This window comes from Pseudomonas sp. 7P_10.2_Bac1, assembly GCF_025465935.1.
GTDB lineage: Bacteria > Pseudomonadota > Gammaproteobacteria > Pseudomonadales > Pseudomonadaceae > Aquipseudomonas.
Map to the genome: position 1 here is coordinate 49,256 of NZ_JANLNV010000051.1, position 16,932 is coordinate 66,187.

Consider the following 16,932-nt stretch of genomic DNA (forward strand, 5'->3'; position numbering starts at 1 on the left):
GACCTGCTGCCTTAAGTCCGGGACTTAGGCTATTGCACAAGCCATGCCGGGTTTTTCACCCCGCAAACAGGCACTGATCAACAGATTGAGGGCGTTAAAAACAACAGTCTGTGCAGCGACTGTTGGCGAGCCAACAGTTGGCTGAAAACCCACTGCAGGAGCGAGCTCGTCTCGCGATCGTTTGATCTTTAAAAAGATCGCGAGGCAAGCTCCTACAGGTAATGCATTCAGAAACGCAACGGTGTGGCCGGTTGCTGCAACACCGCCGCGTCTCGATAACGGGCGCCGAAATGATCACTCGGCAGTCGCGCCTGCCCGGCACCGAACAGCCGCTCGCGCAAGGTTTCGCCTTCGTTGTAGCGCTCACGGAAACGCCCACGGCGACGCAGTTCAGGGATCACCAACTCAATAAAATCTCGGGCCGTTTCAAACGACAGGTACTGACGCAGATTGATCCCGTCAATGCCGTCGACATCCAGCCATTTCTCGATTTCATCCGCCACCACCGTCGGCGTGCCCGCAACAAAGAAGCGCTCCCGATTAAAGCCCGAGAACTGCGACAGCACCGTGCCCACCGTCCACTCCGGCTTGTAGCGTTGCAGGCTTTCCCAGCCGTCAACCTTAAGCTCGATCAAATCACTGATCAGCGCATCGCTCGGGTACGCGGTCAGATCAATCGCCGACTGATGATGGGCCAGTGAGGCTTCGACGCTCATCAACTTGCGATAGCTGTCGAGCTTGCGGCTCACCTCTTCATCGGTGCGGCCCACGATCACCCCGGCCATGACGATGAATTTCAAACCTTCCGGATCACGCTCATGGGCCACCGCCTTGTTACGCATGGCCTGGATATTGGCGCGCACGGCCGGGGTGTCGAGGCCACCGGTAAACACCACTTCAGCATGCCGGCCGGCAAACTCGATACCGGCTGGGGAGCCGGTTGCCTGGAACAGCACCGGCGTGCGCTGACGCGAAGGCTGGCACAGATGGGGCCCGGCCACGCGGAAGTGTTCGCCGACGTGGTTGATGTAGCGAACTTTTTGCGGGTCGGTGTACACCCGCTGTTCGCGGTCGATAATCACCGCGTCATCGTCCCATGAGCCCTCCCACAGCTTGTAGAGCACATCCAGGTATTCATCGGCAATTTTATAACGATGGTCGTGGACCACCTCGGTGTCATGCCCAAAGTTACGCGCGGCATTGGGCAGGTATGAAGTCACGATATTCCAGCCCACCCGGCCCTTGGTCAGGTGGTCGAGGGTGCTCATGCGCCGGGCAAAGGCAAACGGCGGCTCGTAAGTGGTCGAGAAGGTGGCGCCAAAACCCAGGTTCTTGGTCACTGCAGCCATCGCTGGAATCACCATTAACGGGTCATTGCTGGGGATCTGCATGGCCTCGCGCAAAGCGGTTTCCGGGCCATTGCGAAAACGGTCATAGGTGCCGATTACGTCTGCCAGAAACACTCCATCAAAAGTGCCGTATTCCAGCAGTTGCGCCAGCTCGGTCCAGTACTCCAGATCATTGAAACGGTGACGATTGTTCTCTGGATGCACCCACAGGCCGTGAACGATATGGCTCACGCAATTCATTTCAAACAGGTTGACGTGCAGTTGCTTGGGCATCGCCTGTACTCCTAGGGCGCCGGGTTCGGGATGCGCTGGTGGATGGCCTCAAGGCGCGCCAGAATCTCCGGGCTGAGGGTGACGTTGAGCGCGCTGAGGTTGTCGCGCAATTGCACCAGGCTGGTCTGACCGGTCAGTGCACTGGCCACAAACGGTTTGTTGATCACGTAGGCAAGGGCCAATTGCGCCGGGGTCAGATCGTGCTCGCGGGCCACTTGCACGTAACCGGCAATGGCTTCTTGTGCCAGCACACTGTCGTAACGGCTGAAGGTGCGATACACCGCCGCCAGCCGCGAACCTTCGGGGCGCGCACCGCCCAGGTACTTGCCGGTCAAGGTGCCGAACGCCAGCGGCGAATAGGCCAGCAGGCTTACGCCTTCACGATGGGTGAACTCCGACAAACCGCCCTCGTACAGACGGTTCAGCAAGCTATAGGGGTTTTGAATGCTGACAATCTTCGGCAAGCCCAGACGCTCGCTCTGCTTGAGGAACTCAGCCACGCCCCAGGCCGTTTCGTTGGAGACACCAATGTGACGGATCTTACCCGCCTTGACCTGATCGGCCAGCACCGACAGGGTTTCTTCGATGGCCACGCTGTGTGTGTCTTCAACATAGGGGTATTCGCGCAGACCAAAAAAATTGGTCGAGCGATCTGGCCAGTGCAGTTGATAGAGGTCCAGGTAATCGGTATTCAGGCGTTTGAGACTGCCGTCCAGAGCGTCGACGATATTGCGCCGGTCATGCCGGGTCAGGCCATCGCGAATATGCAGTTGGCCGCCAGGCTCACGGGCCGGGCCGGCGATTTTGCTGGCCAGCACGATGTCTGCACGGCGCGCGCTGTTGGCGGCCAGCCAGTTGCCAATGAAACGCTCCGTGGTACGCCAGGTATCGCCGCGGGTGGGCGTGGGGTACATCTCGGCGGTGTCGATGAGATTGACGCCTTCGTCCAGCGCCAGGTCGATCTGCTGATGGGCCTCGTTTTCAGTGTTTTGATGGCCCCAGGTCATGGTGCCAAGGCCCAGAACACTGACCTTGATGTCGCTGTTGCCCAATTGACGGTAATGCATGAAAGGTCCTTTTTTGCTGGCAATCAATACAAACACTTCGAGTGTTTATGACTGCCAGGAACCTATGCACCTAACATGCCACGGCCCCCAACCTCAGGCGTAGCGGCATACTGGCCCTGCGTGTCAGGGAGCGGTTTGTTGAACCGTATGCAATGTGTTCATGAAGTGTTGGGCAACCAACAGGTTGATTTGTTTGCTTCGCGATCGTTTAAACGATCAAAAGATCGCGAGGCAAGCTCGCTCCTACAGAGTTTATGGCGACTCTACCGTGCCGCCTTCGCAATCGCGCTGATTGGGGTTATCGGTACAGCCTTCCTGATAACTCAAGTATTGGCAGCCCGCACATAGAACAATCAGGCTCAACAGCATGTATCGCAATGTCATAAGTTCTCCTGGGTCAGCTGGTTAATTCATTTTCATTAGCCTAGCTGACACAAGAGAACTCCGGCGTTTAATACCGATTTAAAAGCCTGGAACGATCTGGCCTTTGTAACGGGTCAGGATGAACTGGCGCACGGCATCAGAGTGCAAGGCTTTGGCCAGCTTCTGGATGCCTGGGTCGTTGATGTTGTCCGGGCGAGCCACCAGATACTCGACGTACAGGTCCTTGCCCTTCTCGACAATCAACGCGCTGTTGGTGTCGATGCCGGCTTCCAGCGCGTAGTTGGCAAACACAAAGGCCAGGTCCACCTGGCTCACGGAACGGGCCAGCATCGCCCCTTCCAGCTCACGGATTTTCAAGTGTTTGGGGTTGGTCACGATGTCGCGAGTCGTCGACTGCGGGTTGCCAGGCTCTTTGAGCGTGATCAGCTTGGCTTCTTCAAGCAGCACCAAGGCACGGCCTGCATTGACCGGATCATTGGGGATAGCCACTGAAGCGCCGTCTTTCAACTCGGCAATGTTTTTGATTTTGGTCGAATACGCGCCAAACGGCTCGATATGCACACCCACTACCGGGACCAGATCGGTATGGCGTTCCTTGTTGTACTCATCCAGAAATGGCCGGTATTGGTAGTAGTTGGCGTCGATGTTTTTTAGCGCGAGCTGTTGGTTGGGCTGAATAAAGTCGTTGAACACTTTGATCTGCAGATCAACGCCTTCCTTGGCCAACTCAGGCTTCACAAACTCCAGGATTTCGGCATGCGGCACCGGTGTGGCACCGACCACCAGTTTTTCATCGGCCTGCGCGCCAAACGCGGCCATCACGGCGACCAGGGCAAGAAGCTTTTTCATTGCACAAACTCCGAACTATTGGGAATGAGCCGTCTCAACGACGGCTGAAATGGGAAACCAGACGATCGCCGGTCATTTGCAGCCCTTGCACCAGCAACACCAGCAAGGCCACGGTGACCACCATGACGTCGGTCTGAAAACGCTGATAACCGAAGCGAATCGCCAGATCCCCGAGGCCGCCACCGCCGATCACGCCTGCCATCGCGGTGTAATCGACCAGCACGATGGCGGTCACAGTGACGGCTGCAATCAGCCCCGGACGTGATTCGGGCAACAAGGTGTGCCAGATGATTTGCCAGGTCGTGGCGCCCATCGACTGGGTAGCCTCCACCAGGCCACGGTCGACTTCACGCAACGCGGTTTCCACCAGCCGCGCGAAGAACGGTGTACACCCCACCACCAACGGCGGAATGGCGCCTGCCACCCCCAGCGAAGTGCCGGTGATCAAGGTGGTGACCGGGATCAACACGATCAGCAAAATGATGAAAGGCAGCGAACGCAAGATATTCACGACCATCGACAGCACCCGATAGATACCGGGCTTGGCGTGCAACTGCTGCTTGCCGGTGAGGTACAGCAACACCCCCAGCGGCAAGCCGAGCAACACGGTAAACCCCAGTGCCATGCCGAGCATGCTCAGGGTGTCGAGGCAGGCCTGGCCGATTTCCGGCCAGTTAATGTTGCTCAGCAGTTCGCCCATGGTTATGACCAGTCATGGCGCGGCGGGTTGACTCCGTTCAGTAACCAGTTGCCGACCACGTGGTACTTCCAGCGTACCGGGTCATGCAAGGTGTGCACGCGAGCATTACGCCAATGGCGGTCATGGTTGTGGCGCGCCAGCGAAGAGCGGGTGCCACCCAGTTCAAACAGGCGGGTACTGGCTTCCAGGGCAATTTCTGTGGTCAGCACCTTTGCCTTGGCCACTGCCACCGAGGCACGCGCCACGCCGTCCTCATCGGGTGCTGCACGCACGCTGTCGATGACTCGCCCCGCTCGCTCGAGCAAAGCTTCGGAGGCGTCCAGTTGAATGCTCAATTTACCGATCTGGATGATCGTCAGCGGGTCTTCACTGGCTTTATCCAGCCCTGAGTCGATCCATGGGCGCGCGTGATCGCGTACAAAGCTCAGGGTGTCGCGCAGTGCCGCGCGGGCAATACCTGCATCAATGGCGGCGGTGGTGATTTGGGCAATCGGCCCGGCCAGGGTCGGGTTTTCATAAGACTGATAGGACTTGAACACGTTGGATGCCGGTACCCGCAGGTTGTCCGCCAGGACGGTGCCGCTGGCAGTGTTGCGCTGGCCGATGCTCGACCAGTCATCCACCACAGTCAGGCCCGGCGTGCGGCGCGGCACGAACGCCAAATGCGCCTTGTCTTCGGTGTTCAGCGCCAGCACACCCAACCAATGGGCGTACAGCGAACCGGTGCAATAGCCTTTGCGGCCATTGATCACCACGTCATCGCCTTCAGTGACAAAACGGGTCTGGATGTCTTGTACGGTCTTGCCGCCGGTTTCGGAAATGGCGTTGGCAAAACGGTTGCCCTTGAGCGCCAGTGCGAAGAACCGGGCCTTCTGCTCATGGGTACCTTGCAGGCGAATGTCTTCGAGCAGGCAGTAATGGTTTTGCGGGATCTGCCCGAGCGAAGCGTCGGCAGCTGAAATAATAGTGATCACTTCAGCCACCGTGGCAAACGACACCTCAGCACCGCCATATTCCTTGGGCACGGTAATGCCCCACAGACCACTGTTGGAGAACACATCCACCACCTCGGCGGGCACTTCACGCAGGCGATCACGCTCAGCATCACCTTCGAGTAAAAATGCAGCGACTTTGTGGGCAACTTCAATGGCCTCTGCGTCCGTGCGGATAACATGGGCATCAGGGGCAGACAGTGGGTAATGGGCGTCGGCAGGGGTGTTCGACATGGTGTTCTCACTCTTTACGCGTGTTTAATCGCCAACAGGTGCGATCGTTATTCACAACAGAGCAGAATCCATGCCACATATTTTTTGCTTTAAATACAACAACTTAGGTTTTATGCGCAGTTTGCATAGTTGGCCTGGCAACAGTCTGTATAGCAACTGTTGCAGGGGCAACACCTGCAAACCCTGTGGGAACAAAGGCGTGCCAGCGGGGCCGAGGAATGCCTATTGGTTATCGCCCAATCAGGATCTGTCATTAGTCAGCATCCCGGACAAAAATTAAAGTGAGCGACCAAAAAGCCTGATTTTCAAGGACGCTTACATGACTCAGATTACCGGCCAGAACTTCATTGGCGGCCAGCGCAGCAGTGCAGGCTCTGTTCATTTGCAAAGCCTGGATGCAAGCACTGGTGATGCACTGCCGTATCAATTTGTGCAGGCCACCGAGGCCGAGGTTGATGCGGCGGCCAAGGCTGCCAGCGCGGCCTTCCCGACGTTTCGCAGTTTGCCTGCCGTCCGCCGTGCCGAGTTTCTGGAGGCTATCGCCGAAGAGATCGATGCGCTGGGGGATGAGTTCGTGGCCATCGTCTGCCGCGAAACGGCCCTGCCCGCCGGTCGTATCCAGGGTGAGCGCGGGCGCACCAGCGGCCAGATGCGTCTGTTTGCCCAGGTTCTGCGACGCGGCGATTTCTATGGCGCGCGCATTGATCAGGCGTTGCCAGACCGTCAGCCACTGCCCCGCGTGGATCTGCGCCAATACCGCATCGGCGTCGGCCCGGTAGCAGTGTTTGGTGCCAGCAACTTTCCACTGGCCTTTTCGACGGCCGGGGGCGACACCGCTGCGGCGTTCGCGGCGGGTTGCCCGGTGGTGTTCAAGGCCCATAGCGGGCACATGGCAACCGCAGAACAGGTGGCGCTGGCCATTGTGCGGGCGGCCGAGCGCACAGGCATGCCAGCGGGCGTGTTCAACATGATCTACGGCGCCGGAGTCGGCGCAACACTGGTCAAGCACCCGGCAATTCAAGCGGTCGGCTTTACCGGCTCGCTGTCGGGTGGCCGCGCCCTGTGTGACATGGCCGCTGCGCGCCCGCAACCAATCCCGGTGTTTGCCGAGATGTCGAGTATCAATCCGGTGGTGCTGCTGCCCGAAGCCTTGAAGCAGCGCGGCGAGCAGATCGCCAAAGACCTGGGAAGCTCAGTGATGCTCGGCGCCGGTCAGTTCTGCACCAGCCCGGGCCTGGTACTGGGCATTGCCTCGCCGGAATTCAACGCGTTCGTTGATGCTCTGGGGCAGTTTTTCAGCACTCAACCGGCGCACACGCTACTCAATGCCGGTGGCCTCAAGAGCTACACCAAAGGCTTGAATAATCTGGCCTCGGTCGAGGGTATCCGCCACCTGGCCGGCTCCGCACAACAGGGCAATCAGGCACACCCGCAACTGTTCCAGGCAGACGCCAGCCTGTTGATCGGCGGTGCCGAGGTCTTGCAAGAGGAAGTATTTGGGCCGACTACCATCGTCGTTGAAGTGGCAGACCGGGCGCAGTTGCTGCAAGCATTGCACAGCCTGCATGGGCAACTGACCGCCACCCTGATCAGTGAACCGGCTGATCTGCAAGCGTTTGCCGAGGTGGTGCCGGTACTGGAACACAAGGCGGGTCGCCTGCTGATCAACGGTTACCCGACCGGGGTTGAGGTGTGCGACGCCATGGTTCATGGCGGGCCTTACCCGGCGACTTCGGATGCCCGCGGGACCTCGGTCGGCAGCTTGGCCATCGACCGTTTCTTGCGCCCGGTATGCTTCCAGAACTATCCGGACAGCCTGTTGCCAGATGCATTGAAAAACGCCAACCCGCTGGGCATCCAGCGCCTGCTCAACGGTCAGCCAAGCCGCGAGGCGCTGAACTGACGATTATTGGTCAGCCGCGTAAATAACAGTTTGCGCGCTGTCCGGCGCCACGGACTTGAGGGTGAAGTAGGTGTCACCCTCATCCGTAAGGATCTCGTATTGCACCTTGCCAGGGACCCGATTCGACCCGCTGACGTGCTTGATGATTTTCAACACACGCTGGAATTTCACGTTCTGGGTGCCGTTCTGCGCGGGGCCGGTCAGCACGTTGACGGTCTGGAACCAGTCCTGATTCTTTTTGTGCGACACCAGGGTGTCGGTCAGCGCTTCGAAGCGCTCAAGACGGGTAAAGCCCCACAAGGTTTGTTCGGCAGCTGCCTTGCCCGGTGCATTTGAGCCGGTAAATACAAACAGATTAATGGCCGGATTGTCTTCACAAAAAAAATCGTAAGGCACCAGCCCATCGACCATTTTCTTGCCCGCGACAAAGCCTTTTTTATGCACCAGAAACATGTCCACCTCCACTCAATGGCCTTACCAAAACATCAGACAGTGCTGAGCTGAAAGTCTACTGGTGCAAGGCGTACAGAGCCGTCAAGGCTATGTAATATCGTGTAAAGATCATAAAACCCGTAGGAGCGAGCTGGCCTCGCGATCTTTTGATCTTTTAATAAATCGCGAGGCCAGCCCGCCCCTACAGAGGGTCTTGGGGCAGGCAGATTTCGACGGTCAGGCCGCCGGATGGCTGGTTGTAGGCGACGATGGTGCCGCCGTGCATTTCCACCGACCGTGAAGCAATCGCCAGACCCAGGCCAAAACCGCCACTGGGTTCACTGGCTCCGCGCTCGAAGGGCTGGAAAATGCTCTTGAGGCGTTGTTCTTCAACGCCTGGGCCCTGATCGGTGATCTGTACCTGCAGGCTGTTGCCCGCCAGATTGATCTGAGCGTTTACCCGCACCTGAGTGCCGGGCCGCGTATGGCGAACAGCGTTGCGAATCACGTTTTCGAAGCAGCGATACAACAACTCGCCACTCACCCGGCTGACAAACGGCGGACACGCCTGCAACGTGACCTCGCACTGTTTGACCCCGGCTTCAAATTGCGCATCTTCAACGATCAACCTTAACAATTCGATGATGTCGACCAGTTCACGCTCGATACTGTCGGGCCGCCCCTGGACACGGGCCAGGGTCAGCAGCGCTTCAATGAGGGTGTCCATGCGCACCGACTCGCGCTCGATACGCTCCACCATCTCGCGGCGCCCCGGGTCCTGATGCAACAGCCCGATGGCCACTTGCATGCGGGTCAACGGTGAGCGCAACTCGTGGGAGATGTCATGCAGCAGGCTCTGTTGAGCCTCGACCAGCAGCCGCAACTGGTTGGCCATGCGGTCACAGTCTTCGGCCAGGTCGACGATTTCATCACGCCGCCCGCCCATCATCGGTTTGACTCGCGTGCCGAAGCGTCCCTGAGCCACGTCACTCATGGCGCGACGCAGGAAGGTCAGCGGCCAGGTCAGGTAAAAGGCCATGTAACCGCTGAACAGCGCACTCATCACCGTGCCGATGATCAACGGCATCAAGCCCGGTCCTTCCCCCAGGCCAGGCCCTCCTTCTCCGTGCTCCCCCGGCGCGCGGGTAGATCTGAGAAATAATTCGATGCCTTCACGGCTGAGCACCGCCCGCTCGAACACCGGATGCAACACGGGCGATCCGGCCAGCAACTCTCCGCTGCTGTCATAGATGCCAATGGCCTGGTCATCGGGGTGCCGCCAGACGGTGAGCAGTTGCATGCCAGACTCGACACCAAAGGACTCTAGCAGGTGAATTTCGCTGGTCAGAATGGTGTCGAGGTGCGGATCTCCCGGCTTGGATTTGCTGAGTATCACAAACCCCATGCCGACAAAAAACGTCAAGGTGGTGGCCAGCCAGAACGCCAGGAACAGCTTCCAGAACAGTCGACTTGCTTTCATTATTCAGCGATCAACAAATAACCCAGGCCACGTACGCTCTGGATCCAGGCTTTGGCATCAGGGCGCGGGCCGAGTTTTTGGCGGATGCTGCTGATGTGCACATCGATGCGTCGATCGTAACGGGTCAGCGGGCAACCCAGGGCGTTGAGCGACAGGTCTTGCTTGCTCACCACTTGCCCGGCGCATCGAGCCAGCTCTTCGAGCAGGCTGAATTCAGTGCTCGTCAGGCCCAGTTCCTGCCCCTGCCAAAGCGCCTGGCGTTTACCGGGCCAGAGCACCAACTGACCGGTTTTGATCACCTCGCTGGCGGGCTGGTCCGTGGCAGGATTGACTCGGCGCATGATCGCCCGCAAGCGCGCTACCAGTTCACCCGGCGAGCTGGGCTTGGGCACGTAGTCATCCGCGCCCAGCTCAAGGCCGGTGATGCGGTCAATGTTGTCACCACGGGCGGTCAGCAGCACGACCGGGACCTGGCTGCGCGCACGAATGCGCCGCAGGACTTCGATCCCAGACAAACGGGGCAGCATGACGTCCAGCACCACAATGCTGTAGCGCCCGGACAGCGCCTGAACTTCGCCCTCTTCACCGCTGTGTACGGCAGTTGCAGCAAAACCTTCTCGTTCCAGATATTCACTGAGTAATGCAGTCAGCTCCTGGTCATCATCGACGAGCAATACACGGATCATGGCGAACTCTTGCAAAAGGGGTCCAGGCATTATCGTAGCTGAACTGTCCAGCGTCATCGCGTAACGCCAACCTTTACCTAACTTGACATTGGGTTAACCGCACCAAACGCCCCGAGCTTTTATGCTGGCGCTCCACCCGCTTGCGTGCCTCGCGGAGCATGGCGTCTTGTCGAGTCATCTGCGCGCCCGCTAACGCTGCTTGTCGATGTGTTCTGGAAATAAAGATCTTGATGAATTTTCCGCGCCTGCTCTGCTCGGTTGCACTGCTGCTCAATGCCACCCTTGCACATGCCCAGGGTTTCAAAATTTCTGATATTCGAATCAACGGCTTGCAACGGGTGTCCGCCGGGAGTGTGTTCGGCGCCCTGCCCTTGAATGTCGGTGAAGAAGCGGATGATCAGCGCTTGGTCGAATCCACCCGCGCACTGTTTAAAACCGGGTTTTTCCAGGACATTCAGTTGGGTCGCGATGGCGATGTGCTGGTCATCACCGTGGTTGAACGCCCGTCTATCTCCAGCATTGATATAGAAGGCAACAAAGCCATTTCCACCGACGACCTGATGAAAGGCCTCAAGCAATCGGGGCTGGCCGAAGGTGAGATTTTCCAGAAGGCCACCCTTGAAGGCGTGCGCAATGAGCTGCTGCGCCAATACGTAGCCCAAGGCCGTTATTCGGCCTCGGTCGACACCGAAGTGGTGCCGGAGCCGCGTAACCGGGTCAAGCTCAAGATCAAGATTGACGAAGGCCAAGTGGCGGCGATCAAACACATCAACGTGGTCGGCAACACGGTATTTGACCAGGCCGAACTCGACGATCAGTTCACCCTCAAGACCACCAACTGGCTATCGTTCTTTAAAAACGACGACAAGTACGCCCGCGAAAAACTCTCCGGTGACCTAGAGCGCCTGCGCTCCTACTACCTGGACCGCGGCTATATCAACATGGAGATCGTCTCGACTCAGGTCTCGATCTCGCCGGACAAGAAGCAAGTGTTCATCACCGTCAATATCAATGAAGGTGAAAAGTACACGGTGCGCGACGTGTCCTTGCGCGGTGACTTGAAAGTCCCCGAGGACCAGATCAAAGCCTTGTTGCTGGTGCAAAAAGGCCAGGTGTTTTCACGCAAACTCATGACCACCACCTCTGACCTGATCACCCGCCGCCTGGGCAACGAAGGCTACACCTTTGCCAACGTCAACGCGGTGCCGACGCCGAACAATGACGACCACACGGTCGACATTGTGTTTGTGGTGGACCCGGCCAAGCGCGCCTATGCCAACCGGATCAACTTCCGTGGCAACACCAAGACGGAAGACCAGGTGCTGCGCCGCGAAATGCGCCAGATGGAAGGCGGCTGGGCGTCGACCTACCTGATTGATCAATCCAAGGTTCGCCTTGAGCGCCTGGGCTACTTCAAGGAGGTCAACGTCGAGACACCGGCCGTGCCCGGCGTGGATGACCAGGTCGACGTGAACTACACCGTCGAAGAACAGGCCTCGGGCTCGATCACCGCCAGCGTCGGGTTTGCCCAGAACGCCGGCTTGATCCTCGGTGGCTCGATCACCCAGAACAACTTTCTGGGGACCGGTAATTCGGCCAGCCTTGGCCTAACTCGCTCCGAGTACCAGAGCAAGTACAACATCGGCTTCACCAACCCCTACTTCACTCCGGACGGCGTGAGCCTGGGCTACAACGCGTTCTACAACAAAACCGACTACAACGATTACTACGACGATGGCGTGTCGTACTACTCGATCAACAGCTACGGCGCCGGGATCACCCTGGGGTACCCGATCAACGAAACCTCGCGCCTGAGCTTCGGCCTGACTGCGCAGCATGACGAACTCAAGCCCGGCACCTACAGCGCCGATGAGATCTATGACTTTATCCAGCGCGAGGGCAAGTCCTTCACCAACTTCAAGGCCAACCTCGGCTGGTCGGAATCGACCCTGAACAAAGGCATCCTGGCAACCCGAGGCTACTCGCAGAACCTCAACCTGATGGTCACGGTGCCCGGCAGCGACCTGAGTTTCTACAAAATCGACTACAGCGGCCAGACCTTCCTGCCCCTGACACAGACCACCTCGTTGCGCTTCCACACCAACCTGGGCTACGGCAACGGTTATGGCTCCACCGACGGCTTGCCGTTCTATGAAAACTACACCGCGGGCGGTGAGGGTTCGGTGCGCGGCTTTGAAAGCGGCACCCTTGGTCCGCGCAACACCCCGGCCACCGGCAAATACGCAAGTATGGGCCAGCAGTTTTACTCTGACCGCAAGACCGACGCGCTGGGCGGCAACATCATGATCACCGGCGGCGTGGAATACCTGTTCCCGATCCCCTTCATCAAAGACAACAAGTCCCTGCGGACCTCGTTGTTCTGGGACGTCGGCAGTGTGTATTCGGACAAGTGCTACCTGACCACGACCACCGGCTGCGACGGCGTCGACCTGAGCCAGATGGCCAGTTCGCTGGGTGTGGGGGTGACGTGGTATAGCCCGATGGGGCCGCTGAGCGTCAACCTGGCATTCCCGGTACGCAAACCGACCGATGCCGAGACGCAAATCTTCCAGTTCTCACTGGGGCAGACGTTCTAGGTCTGTACGCAATGTTTTCGCCTTGCCCAACCAAGCGTGGATACAGTTCGTACAAAGCCTGAAACAGGCCGCAGGGCTGCGATTGGTCATGCCCCGTCAGCGACTACAGAAAGATGCCTGTAGTCGCTGATGAGGCATGAAAACTGCGATGCGGACCGCGAAGTTTTTTTAGCTGCGCAACGCATTGGGCAGTTTTGTTCAATACCCCCACCCTTCTTTCCAGCACGCTTGCCACCTCAATGACACACAGAGGTTCAAAGCAATGAGCGTGCTGGTTTCCATGGCAGTATTCGCCCTCGCGGCATCCATTTCACCGGGCCCGGTCAATGTCGTAGCGCTCAGTTGCGGCAGGCAATTCGGGTTGGGCCCGAGCCTTCGGCACGTGCTCGGCGCCACGATAGGGTTTGTGGTGTTGCTGTTGTTTACCGGTTTTGGCCTGCATGAAGTCCTGGAAAAATGGCCGCTGCTCACCGATCTGATCCGCTGGGCCGGCATGGCCTTTTTGCTGTATCTGGCCTGGAAGCTAGCCGTCGATAACGGCCGTCTCGATACCCAGGGCACACAACTGCAACCCTCTTTCATGCATGGCGCACTGATGCAGTGGCTCAACCCAAAAGCCTGGCTGGCCGCCATCGCCGGGATGGGCGCATTTGTGGCCAGCGGTGAAGCGTCGCTGATCTGGGCGTTCGCACTGATCTACTTCGTGATCTGCTATGTGTCGGTGGCGTGCTGGGCTTATGCCGGAGCGTTTCTCAACCGCTACCTGCACAGCGCCGCGCGAGTGCGTGTGTTCAATCGCTGTATGGCGATATTGCTGGCCGGCTGCGCGGTGTCCTTGCTGTGGCTTTAAGCCTTGTATTGACCCGGTGTGGCCGCCAGGTGCTTTTTGAACACCCGCTGCAAATGGGCCTGATCGGCAAAACCGCTTTGCTGGGCGATGGCGGCTATCGAAGTGCCATCCCGTAGCTGTGTCTGGGCATGCTGCACGCGCCGGTTAGTCAGGTAGGCGTGGGGCGTCATGTGATAGCGCTGCTCGAACGCCCGAATCAAGTAGGCCTCGGACAAACTGGCGGCTTCGCACATGTCTTCCAGACGGATCGGATGCCTGAAATGCTCGTCGATGTATTCAGCAACGCGCTCCACGCGCCGATTGGCCGTCTTGGGTAGCGAAACCAGACTGCCCAGAGACTGTTGCACCCGCGAAAAAAAGTGAATGGCCGCCTCCTGCTTGGCCAGCAGTTCAATGGCGGGATAAAGCAAACGGGCGTACAGCTCAAGCAAACCATTGAACAGCGCAGGCAATTGGGTGTGAGTCGCGGCAATGGGCTGAAACCCTGAATTAGTGCCGCACTCACCCGCGTGCTGAATACCCGCCAGCCAGTGTGCGTCGACATAGAGCATCACGTAGGACCACGGCTGATCGTCGATGGGATTGCAGGCATGCACTTCCCCCGGATTCATCAAGACCACAGTGCCGGTGCTGATGGTGTGACGCGTTTTCTCGTGCAGGTAAGTTGAGCGCCCGCTGGTGATGGCGCCAATGGAGAACACTTCGTGGGAATGCCGGGCGTAACAGACCTTGCGGCCATCGGCGATTGAACGCGCCTCAATAAAAGGCAACTGCGGGTCCCGCCAGAATTGCGGGGTTGCGTTCGAAGCGTCACTGGACATGGGGCTTACCTGATCATGGACTCGACCTGTACGAAATATATCCGGGTTCAGGCATATTTCGTACAGTCACGAGACCTCGAATACGGTCGACTTACAAAAACCAGCGATATTCCCGCGGGTTGATGTCTTGCATGAAGGCCAGATGATCTTGACGCTTGTTCTCGTAATAAACGTCCACGAACTCGGCCCCCAGGCCTGCGCGCAGTTGCGGCTGAGGCTGCATGACGCGCAGTGCCTGGAGCATGTCCAAGGGGAAATCGACGCCGCTGGTACGGTCTTCGTTGAGGGGCGGGATCGGTTCTTTGGCGGATTCGAGCCCGTGTTCAAGCCCAACCAGAATCGCCGCCAGTACCAGATATGGATTGGCATCGGCTCCGGCCAGGCGATATTCGACCCGCAGGTTTTTGCTGTCTGACTCAGGCACCCTCAAGCACGCGTCGCGGTCTTCAAAGCCCCAACTGGCGCGGGTGGCGATGTTGGTCGTGCCGCCCAGGCGGCGGAAGGCGTTGTGGTTGGGGGCAAAGATCGGCATGCACGCCGGTAACAGTTCCAGGCAACCCGCAATGGCATGGCGCAGCGGTTGTTGTTGATTGGCGGCCAGCAGGTTGTTGCCCTGCGCGTCATACAGGCTGACATGCACATGCATGCCGCTGCCAGGCTGCTCAAGGTAGGGCTTGGCCATGAAACTGGCGCGATAACCGTGCTTCATGGCCACGCCACGGGTGCTGCGACAGAACAGTGCTGACCAGTCGGCGGCGCGCAAGCCATCGTCGAGGTGGCCAAAGTTGATCTCGAACTGCCCGGGCCCCAGTTCGGCAGTGATGACCGTGGCATCGATACCCTGGATCTGCGCGGCCTCGACCATCTCATTGAGCACTGGCGCAAAACGCGACAGACGTTCGATGTGCATGTTGGGCTGATCATCGGCATCGTCGGTGTACGGGTCGCGGGCAAACTGCGGCAAGCCATCGCGCAATTTTTTATCGAACAGATAAAACTCCAGCTCAAACGCCACCACGGGGTGAATGCCTTTGCCTGCCAGGCGATTGAGCACCTGCGCCAGGACTTCACGGGGCTCGAATTCGATGGGCTTTGCCGTGCCGTCGGAGGTAATCAGCATCTGCCCCAGCGGCTGGCTTTCCCAGGTCACCGGCTTGAGTGTGCCGGGCACCAACCGCCGCACCGCATCCGGGTCGCCATCGTTGAAGCAATAATCACCGATCTTGAACAACCCACCCTGCTGGCCCAACAGCACGCAGTTCTGCGGCAGTTTGAGGGCGCTGCCAGCCGCGACTTTCTCCAGCATGTCGATCGGGTAGCGCTTGCCGTAGAAATGTCCGGGAATGTCCAGGCAGATCAGGTCGACATATCGCACATCCGGGTAGCGCAGGCGAAAGGTCCGCACTTCGGCCAGCAGATCAGAGCATGCAGCATCCATCGTTGTTCATCCTTAATCAGGTGTAGACCCAAAGCACTCGCGTGAGCTGTTCGGTCAGGTTGGCGTATCGACACAGGGTGTTGCCGTCAAACTGGAAACTGTCTCCGGCACGCAAGGTGACCGGGGTTTCGTCGTTGCCCAGCCATAAGGTCAGTTCACCCTCAAGTACATAACCGCCTTGCTCCGAGCTATCGAGCATGTACCGTTCGCCGCTGGTTGCGCCCGCCTCCAGCAGGCTTTCAAGCATGGAGAACGACGCCTGGATTTTCGGCGAGACCAGAATGTCGGTAATGCCATTGGCTAAATACAGGGTGCGGCGCTCGTCCGGGCGAGTGACCCACGGCAACGCTTTAGGCTTGGGCTTGTTGTAGAAATACGTTGTAGGAACGTCGAGCACGTCGCTGATAGCGGTGAGGTCGGCCATCGTCGGCCGTGACAGGCCTCGCTCGACCTGTGACAGAAACCCCACAGAACGGCCAATCTTGTCCGCCAGTTGCTTGAGGGTAACTTTCTTGTGTTTGCGCAGATCGTGGATAAGGATCGCCAGCGCGGTGATTTCTTCTTGTTTATTCACGCACTCAATCCACGAGCAACCACACCGTCTTGCTTGAACATTTTCAACGCCATGAAATTTACCAATAGGAATTTCATGAAAAATTACCCGGTAAATTTCACATACGCAAGGCCATTTATCTGGCGGGCAAGCGGTTACAGGGGCCAAAAACCTCTCGGCACGCTCCTAAATGACAGTAAGCAGCTGTTTTTACGTGATTTTTTTCATCAAGGGGGTTCACAGGTCGAGAAAATGTTGATAAATTCTCGCCCACTCTTACAGCAGATCCTAAAGACCTCGCAGTAAGCAGCGTCACACAGAGTG

General features: G+C 58.2%; 15 protein-coding genes. 3 read left to right on the top strand and 12 right to left on the bottom strand.

Annotated elements, in window-relative coordinates; genetic code table 11:
• Positions 1 to 227: 227 nt before the first annotated feature.
• The 6 genes from NTD86_RS08905 to NTD86_RS08930 all read right to left on the bottom strand — a co-directional run bounded on the left by NTD86_RS08905 (position 228) and on the right by NTD86_RS08930 (position 5,848).
• A complete protein-coding gene (locus tag NTD86_RS08905; protein WP_262201830.1) occupies positions 228 to 1,622 on the bottom strand; it encodes an LLM class flavin-dependent oxidoreductase in 1,395 nt (464 codons plus the stop codon).
• A gap of 11 nt (positions 1,623 to 1,633) precedes the next feature.
• Positions 1,634 to 2,689, bottom strand: coding sequence for an NADP(H)-dependent aldo-keto reductase (locus NTD86_RS08910; RefSeq protein WP_262201832.1), 1,056 nt, complete (start codon positions 2,687 to 2,689; stop codon positions 1,634 to 1,636).
• 252 nt (positions 2,690 to 2,941) lie between these two features.
• The gene (locus NTD86_RS08915; RefSeq protein ID WP_262201833.1) at positions 2,942 to 3,073 is read right to left on the bottom strand and encodes a hypothetical protein; all 132 of its coding nucleotides are present in this window, start codon (positions 3,071 to 3,073) and stop codon (positions 2,942 to 2,944) included.
• A gap of 78 nt (positions 3,074 to 3,151) precedes the next feature.
• Positions 3,152 to 3,922, bottom strand: a complete 771-nt coding sequence (locus NTD86_RS08920) for a MetQ/NlpA family ABC transporter substrate-binding protein (RefSeq protein WP_262201834.1) — start codon at positions 3,920 to 3,922, stop codon at positions 3,152 to 3,154.
• Between the two features lie 34 nt (positions 3,923 to 3,956).
• Positions 3,957 to 4,622, bottom strand: a complete 666-nt coding sequence (locus NTD86_RS08925) for a methionine ABC transporter permease (RefSeq protein WP_262201835.1) — start codon at positions 4,620 to 4,622, stop codon at positions 3,957 to 3,959.
• Between the two features lie 2 nt (positions 4,623 to 4,624).
• Positions 4,625 to 5,848 carry an SfnB family sulfur acquisition oxidoreductase gene (locus NTD86_RS08930; protein ID WP_262201837.1) on the bottom strand — a complete coding sequence of 408 codons (1,224 nt, stop codon included), beginning with the start codon at positions 5,846 to 5,848 and terminating at the stop codon, positions 4,625 to 4,627.
• A gap of 319 nt (positions 5,849 to 6,167) precedes the next feature.
• Between NTD86_RS08930 and NTD86_RS08935 the strand changes: the two genes are divergently transcribed.
• Positions 6,168 to 7,751, top strand: a complete 1,584-nt coding sequence (locus NTD86_RS08935; RefSeq protein WP_262201838.1) for an aldehyde dehydrogenase (NADP(+)) — start codon at positions 6,168 to 6,170, stop codon at positions 7,749 to 7,751.
• A gap of 3 nt (positions 7,752 to 7,754) precedes the next feature.
• On the opposite strand, the gene NTD86_RS08940 is transcribed toward NTD86_RS08935, so the two are convergent.
• The 3 genes from NTD86_RS08940 to NTD86_RS08950 all read right to left on the bottom strand — a co-directional run bounded on the left by NTD86_RS08940 (position 7,755) and on the right by NTD86_RS08950 (position 10,349).
• Positions 7,755 to 8,204: a hypothetical protein gene (locus NTD86_RS08940; RefSeq protein ID WP_262201839.1), complete on the bottom strand. Its 450-nt coding sequence runs from the start codon at positions 8,202 to 8,204 to the stop codon at positions 7,755 to 7,757.
• Between the two features lie 181 nt (positions 8,205 to 8,385).
• Entirely contained in the window at positions 8,386 to 9,666 is a 1,281-nt protein-coding gene (locus NTD86_RS08945) for a sensor histidine kinase (protein WP_262201888.1), read from the bottom strand.
• Entirely contained in the window at positions 9,663 to 10,349 is a 687-nt protein-coding gene (locus tag NTD86_RS08950) for a response regulator transcription factor (RefSeq protein WP_262201840.1), read from the bottom strand. Before NTD86_RS08950 ends, NTD86_RS08945 begins: the two co-directional genes overlap by 4 nt.
• 230 nt (positions 10,350 to 10,579) lie before the next feature.
• On the opposite strand from NTD86_RS08950, the gene bamA reads away from it, so the two are divergent.
• Positions 10,580 to 12,946 carry an outer membrane protein assembly factor BamA gene (gene bamA / locus NTD86_RS08955; RefSeq protein WP_262201841.1) on the top strand — a complete coding sequence of 789 codons (2,367 nt, stop codon included), beginning with the start codon at positions 10,580 to 10,582 and terminating at the stop codon, positions 12,944 to 12,946.
• Between the two features lie 262 nt (positions 12,947 to 13,208).
• The gene (locus NTD86_RS08960) at positions 13,209 to 13,796 is read left to right on the top strand and encodes a LysE family translocator (protein ID WP_262201842.1); all 588 of its coding nucleotides are present in this window, start codon (positions 13,209 to 13,211) and stop codon (positions 13,794 to 13,796) included.
• Here NTD86_RS08960 and NTD86_RS08965 read toward each other — a convergent pair.
• From NTD86_RS08965 to NTD86_RS08975, 3 genes are all read right to left on the bottom strand, one after another.
• A complete protein-coding gene (locus NTD86_RS08965) occupies positions 13,793 to 14,617 on the bottom strand; it encodes an AraC family transcriptional regulator (protein ID WP_262201843.1) in 825 nt (274 codons plus the stop codon). The genes NTD86_RS08960 and NTD86_RS08965 overlap by 4 nt on opposite strands.
• Positions 14,618 to 14,708: 91 nt before the next feature.
• Entirely contained in the window at positions 14,709 to 16,055 is a 1,347-nt protein-coding gene (locus tag NTD86_RS08970; protein WP_262201844.1) for a glutamine synthetase family protein, read from the bottom strand.
• A 16-nt stretch (positions 16,056 to 16,071) separates the two neighbouring features.
• Positions 16,072 to 16,629 carry a helix-turn-helix domain-containing protein gene (locus NTD86_RS08975; protein WP_262201845.1) on the bottom strand — a complete coding sequence of 186 codons (558 nt, stop codon included), beginning with the start codon at positions 16,627 to 16,629 and terminating at the stop codon, positions 16,072 to 16,074.
• Positions 16,630 to 16,932 lie beyond the last annotated feature (303 nt).

Excerpts from the sequence above, each read along its gene's own strand:
- NTD86_RS08915 (WP_262201833.1), bottom strand. The coding sequence starts at position 3,073 with ATGACATTGCGATACATGCTGTTGAGCCTGATTGTTCTATGTGCGGGC.
- NTD86_RS08960 (WP_262201842.1), top strand. The coding sequence starts at position 13,209 with ATGAGCGTGCTGGTTTCCATGGCAGTATTCGCCCTCGCGGCATCCATT.
- bamA (WP_262201841.1), top strand. The coding sequence starts at position 10,580 with ATGAATTTTCCGCGCCTGCTCTGCTCGGTTGCACTGCTGCTCAATGCC.
- NTD86_RS08905 (WP_262201830.1), bottom strand. The coding sequence starts at position 1,622 with ATGCCCAAGCAACTGCACGTCAACCTGTTTGAAATGAATTGCGTGAGC.
- NTD86_RS08920 (WP_262201834.1), bottom strand. The coding sequence starts at position 3,922 with ATGAAAAAGCTTCTTGCCCTGGTCGCCGTGATGGCCGCGTTTGGCGCG.
- NTD86_RS08950 (WP_262201840.1), bottom strand. The coding sequence starts at position 10,349 with ATGATCCGTGTATTGCTCGTCGATGATGACCAGGAGCTGACTGCATTA.
- NTD86_RS08910 (WP_262201832.1), bottom strand. The coding sequence starts at position 2,689 with ATGCATTACCGTCAATTGGGCAACAGCGACATCAAGGTCAGTGTTCTG.
- NTD86_RS08935 (WP_262201838.1), top strand. The coding sequence starts at position 6,168 with ATGACTCAGATTACCGGCCAGAACTTCATTGGCGGCCAGCGCAGCAGT.
- NTD86_RS08925 (WP_262201835.1), bottom strand. The coding sequence starts at position 4,622 with ATGGGCGAACTGCTGAGCAACATTAACTGGCCGGAAATCGGCCAGGCC.
- NTD86_RS08970 (WP_262201844.1), bottom strand. The coding sequence starts at position 16,055 with ATGGATGCTGCATGCTCTGATCTGCTGGCCGAAGTGCGGACCTTTCGC.
- NTD86_RS08940 (WP_262201839.1), bottom strand. The coding sequence starts at position 8,204 with ATGTTTCTGGTGCATAAAAAAGGCTTTGTCGCGGGCAAGAAAATGGTC.
- NTD86_RS08965 (WP_262201843.1), bottom strand. The coding sequence starts at position 14,617 with ATGTCCAGTGACGCTTCGAACGCAACCCCGCAATTCTGGCGGGACCCG.
- NTD86_RS08930 (WP_262201837.1), bottom strand. The coding sequence starts at position 5,848 with ATGTCGAACACCCCTGCCGACGCCCATTACCCACTGTCTGCCCCTGAT.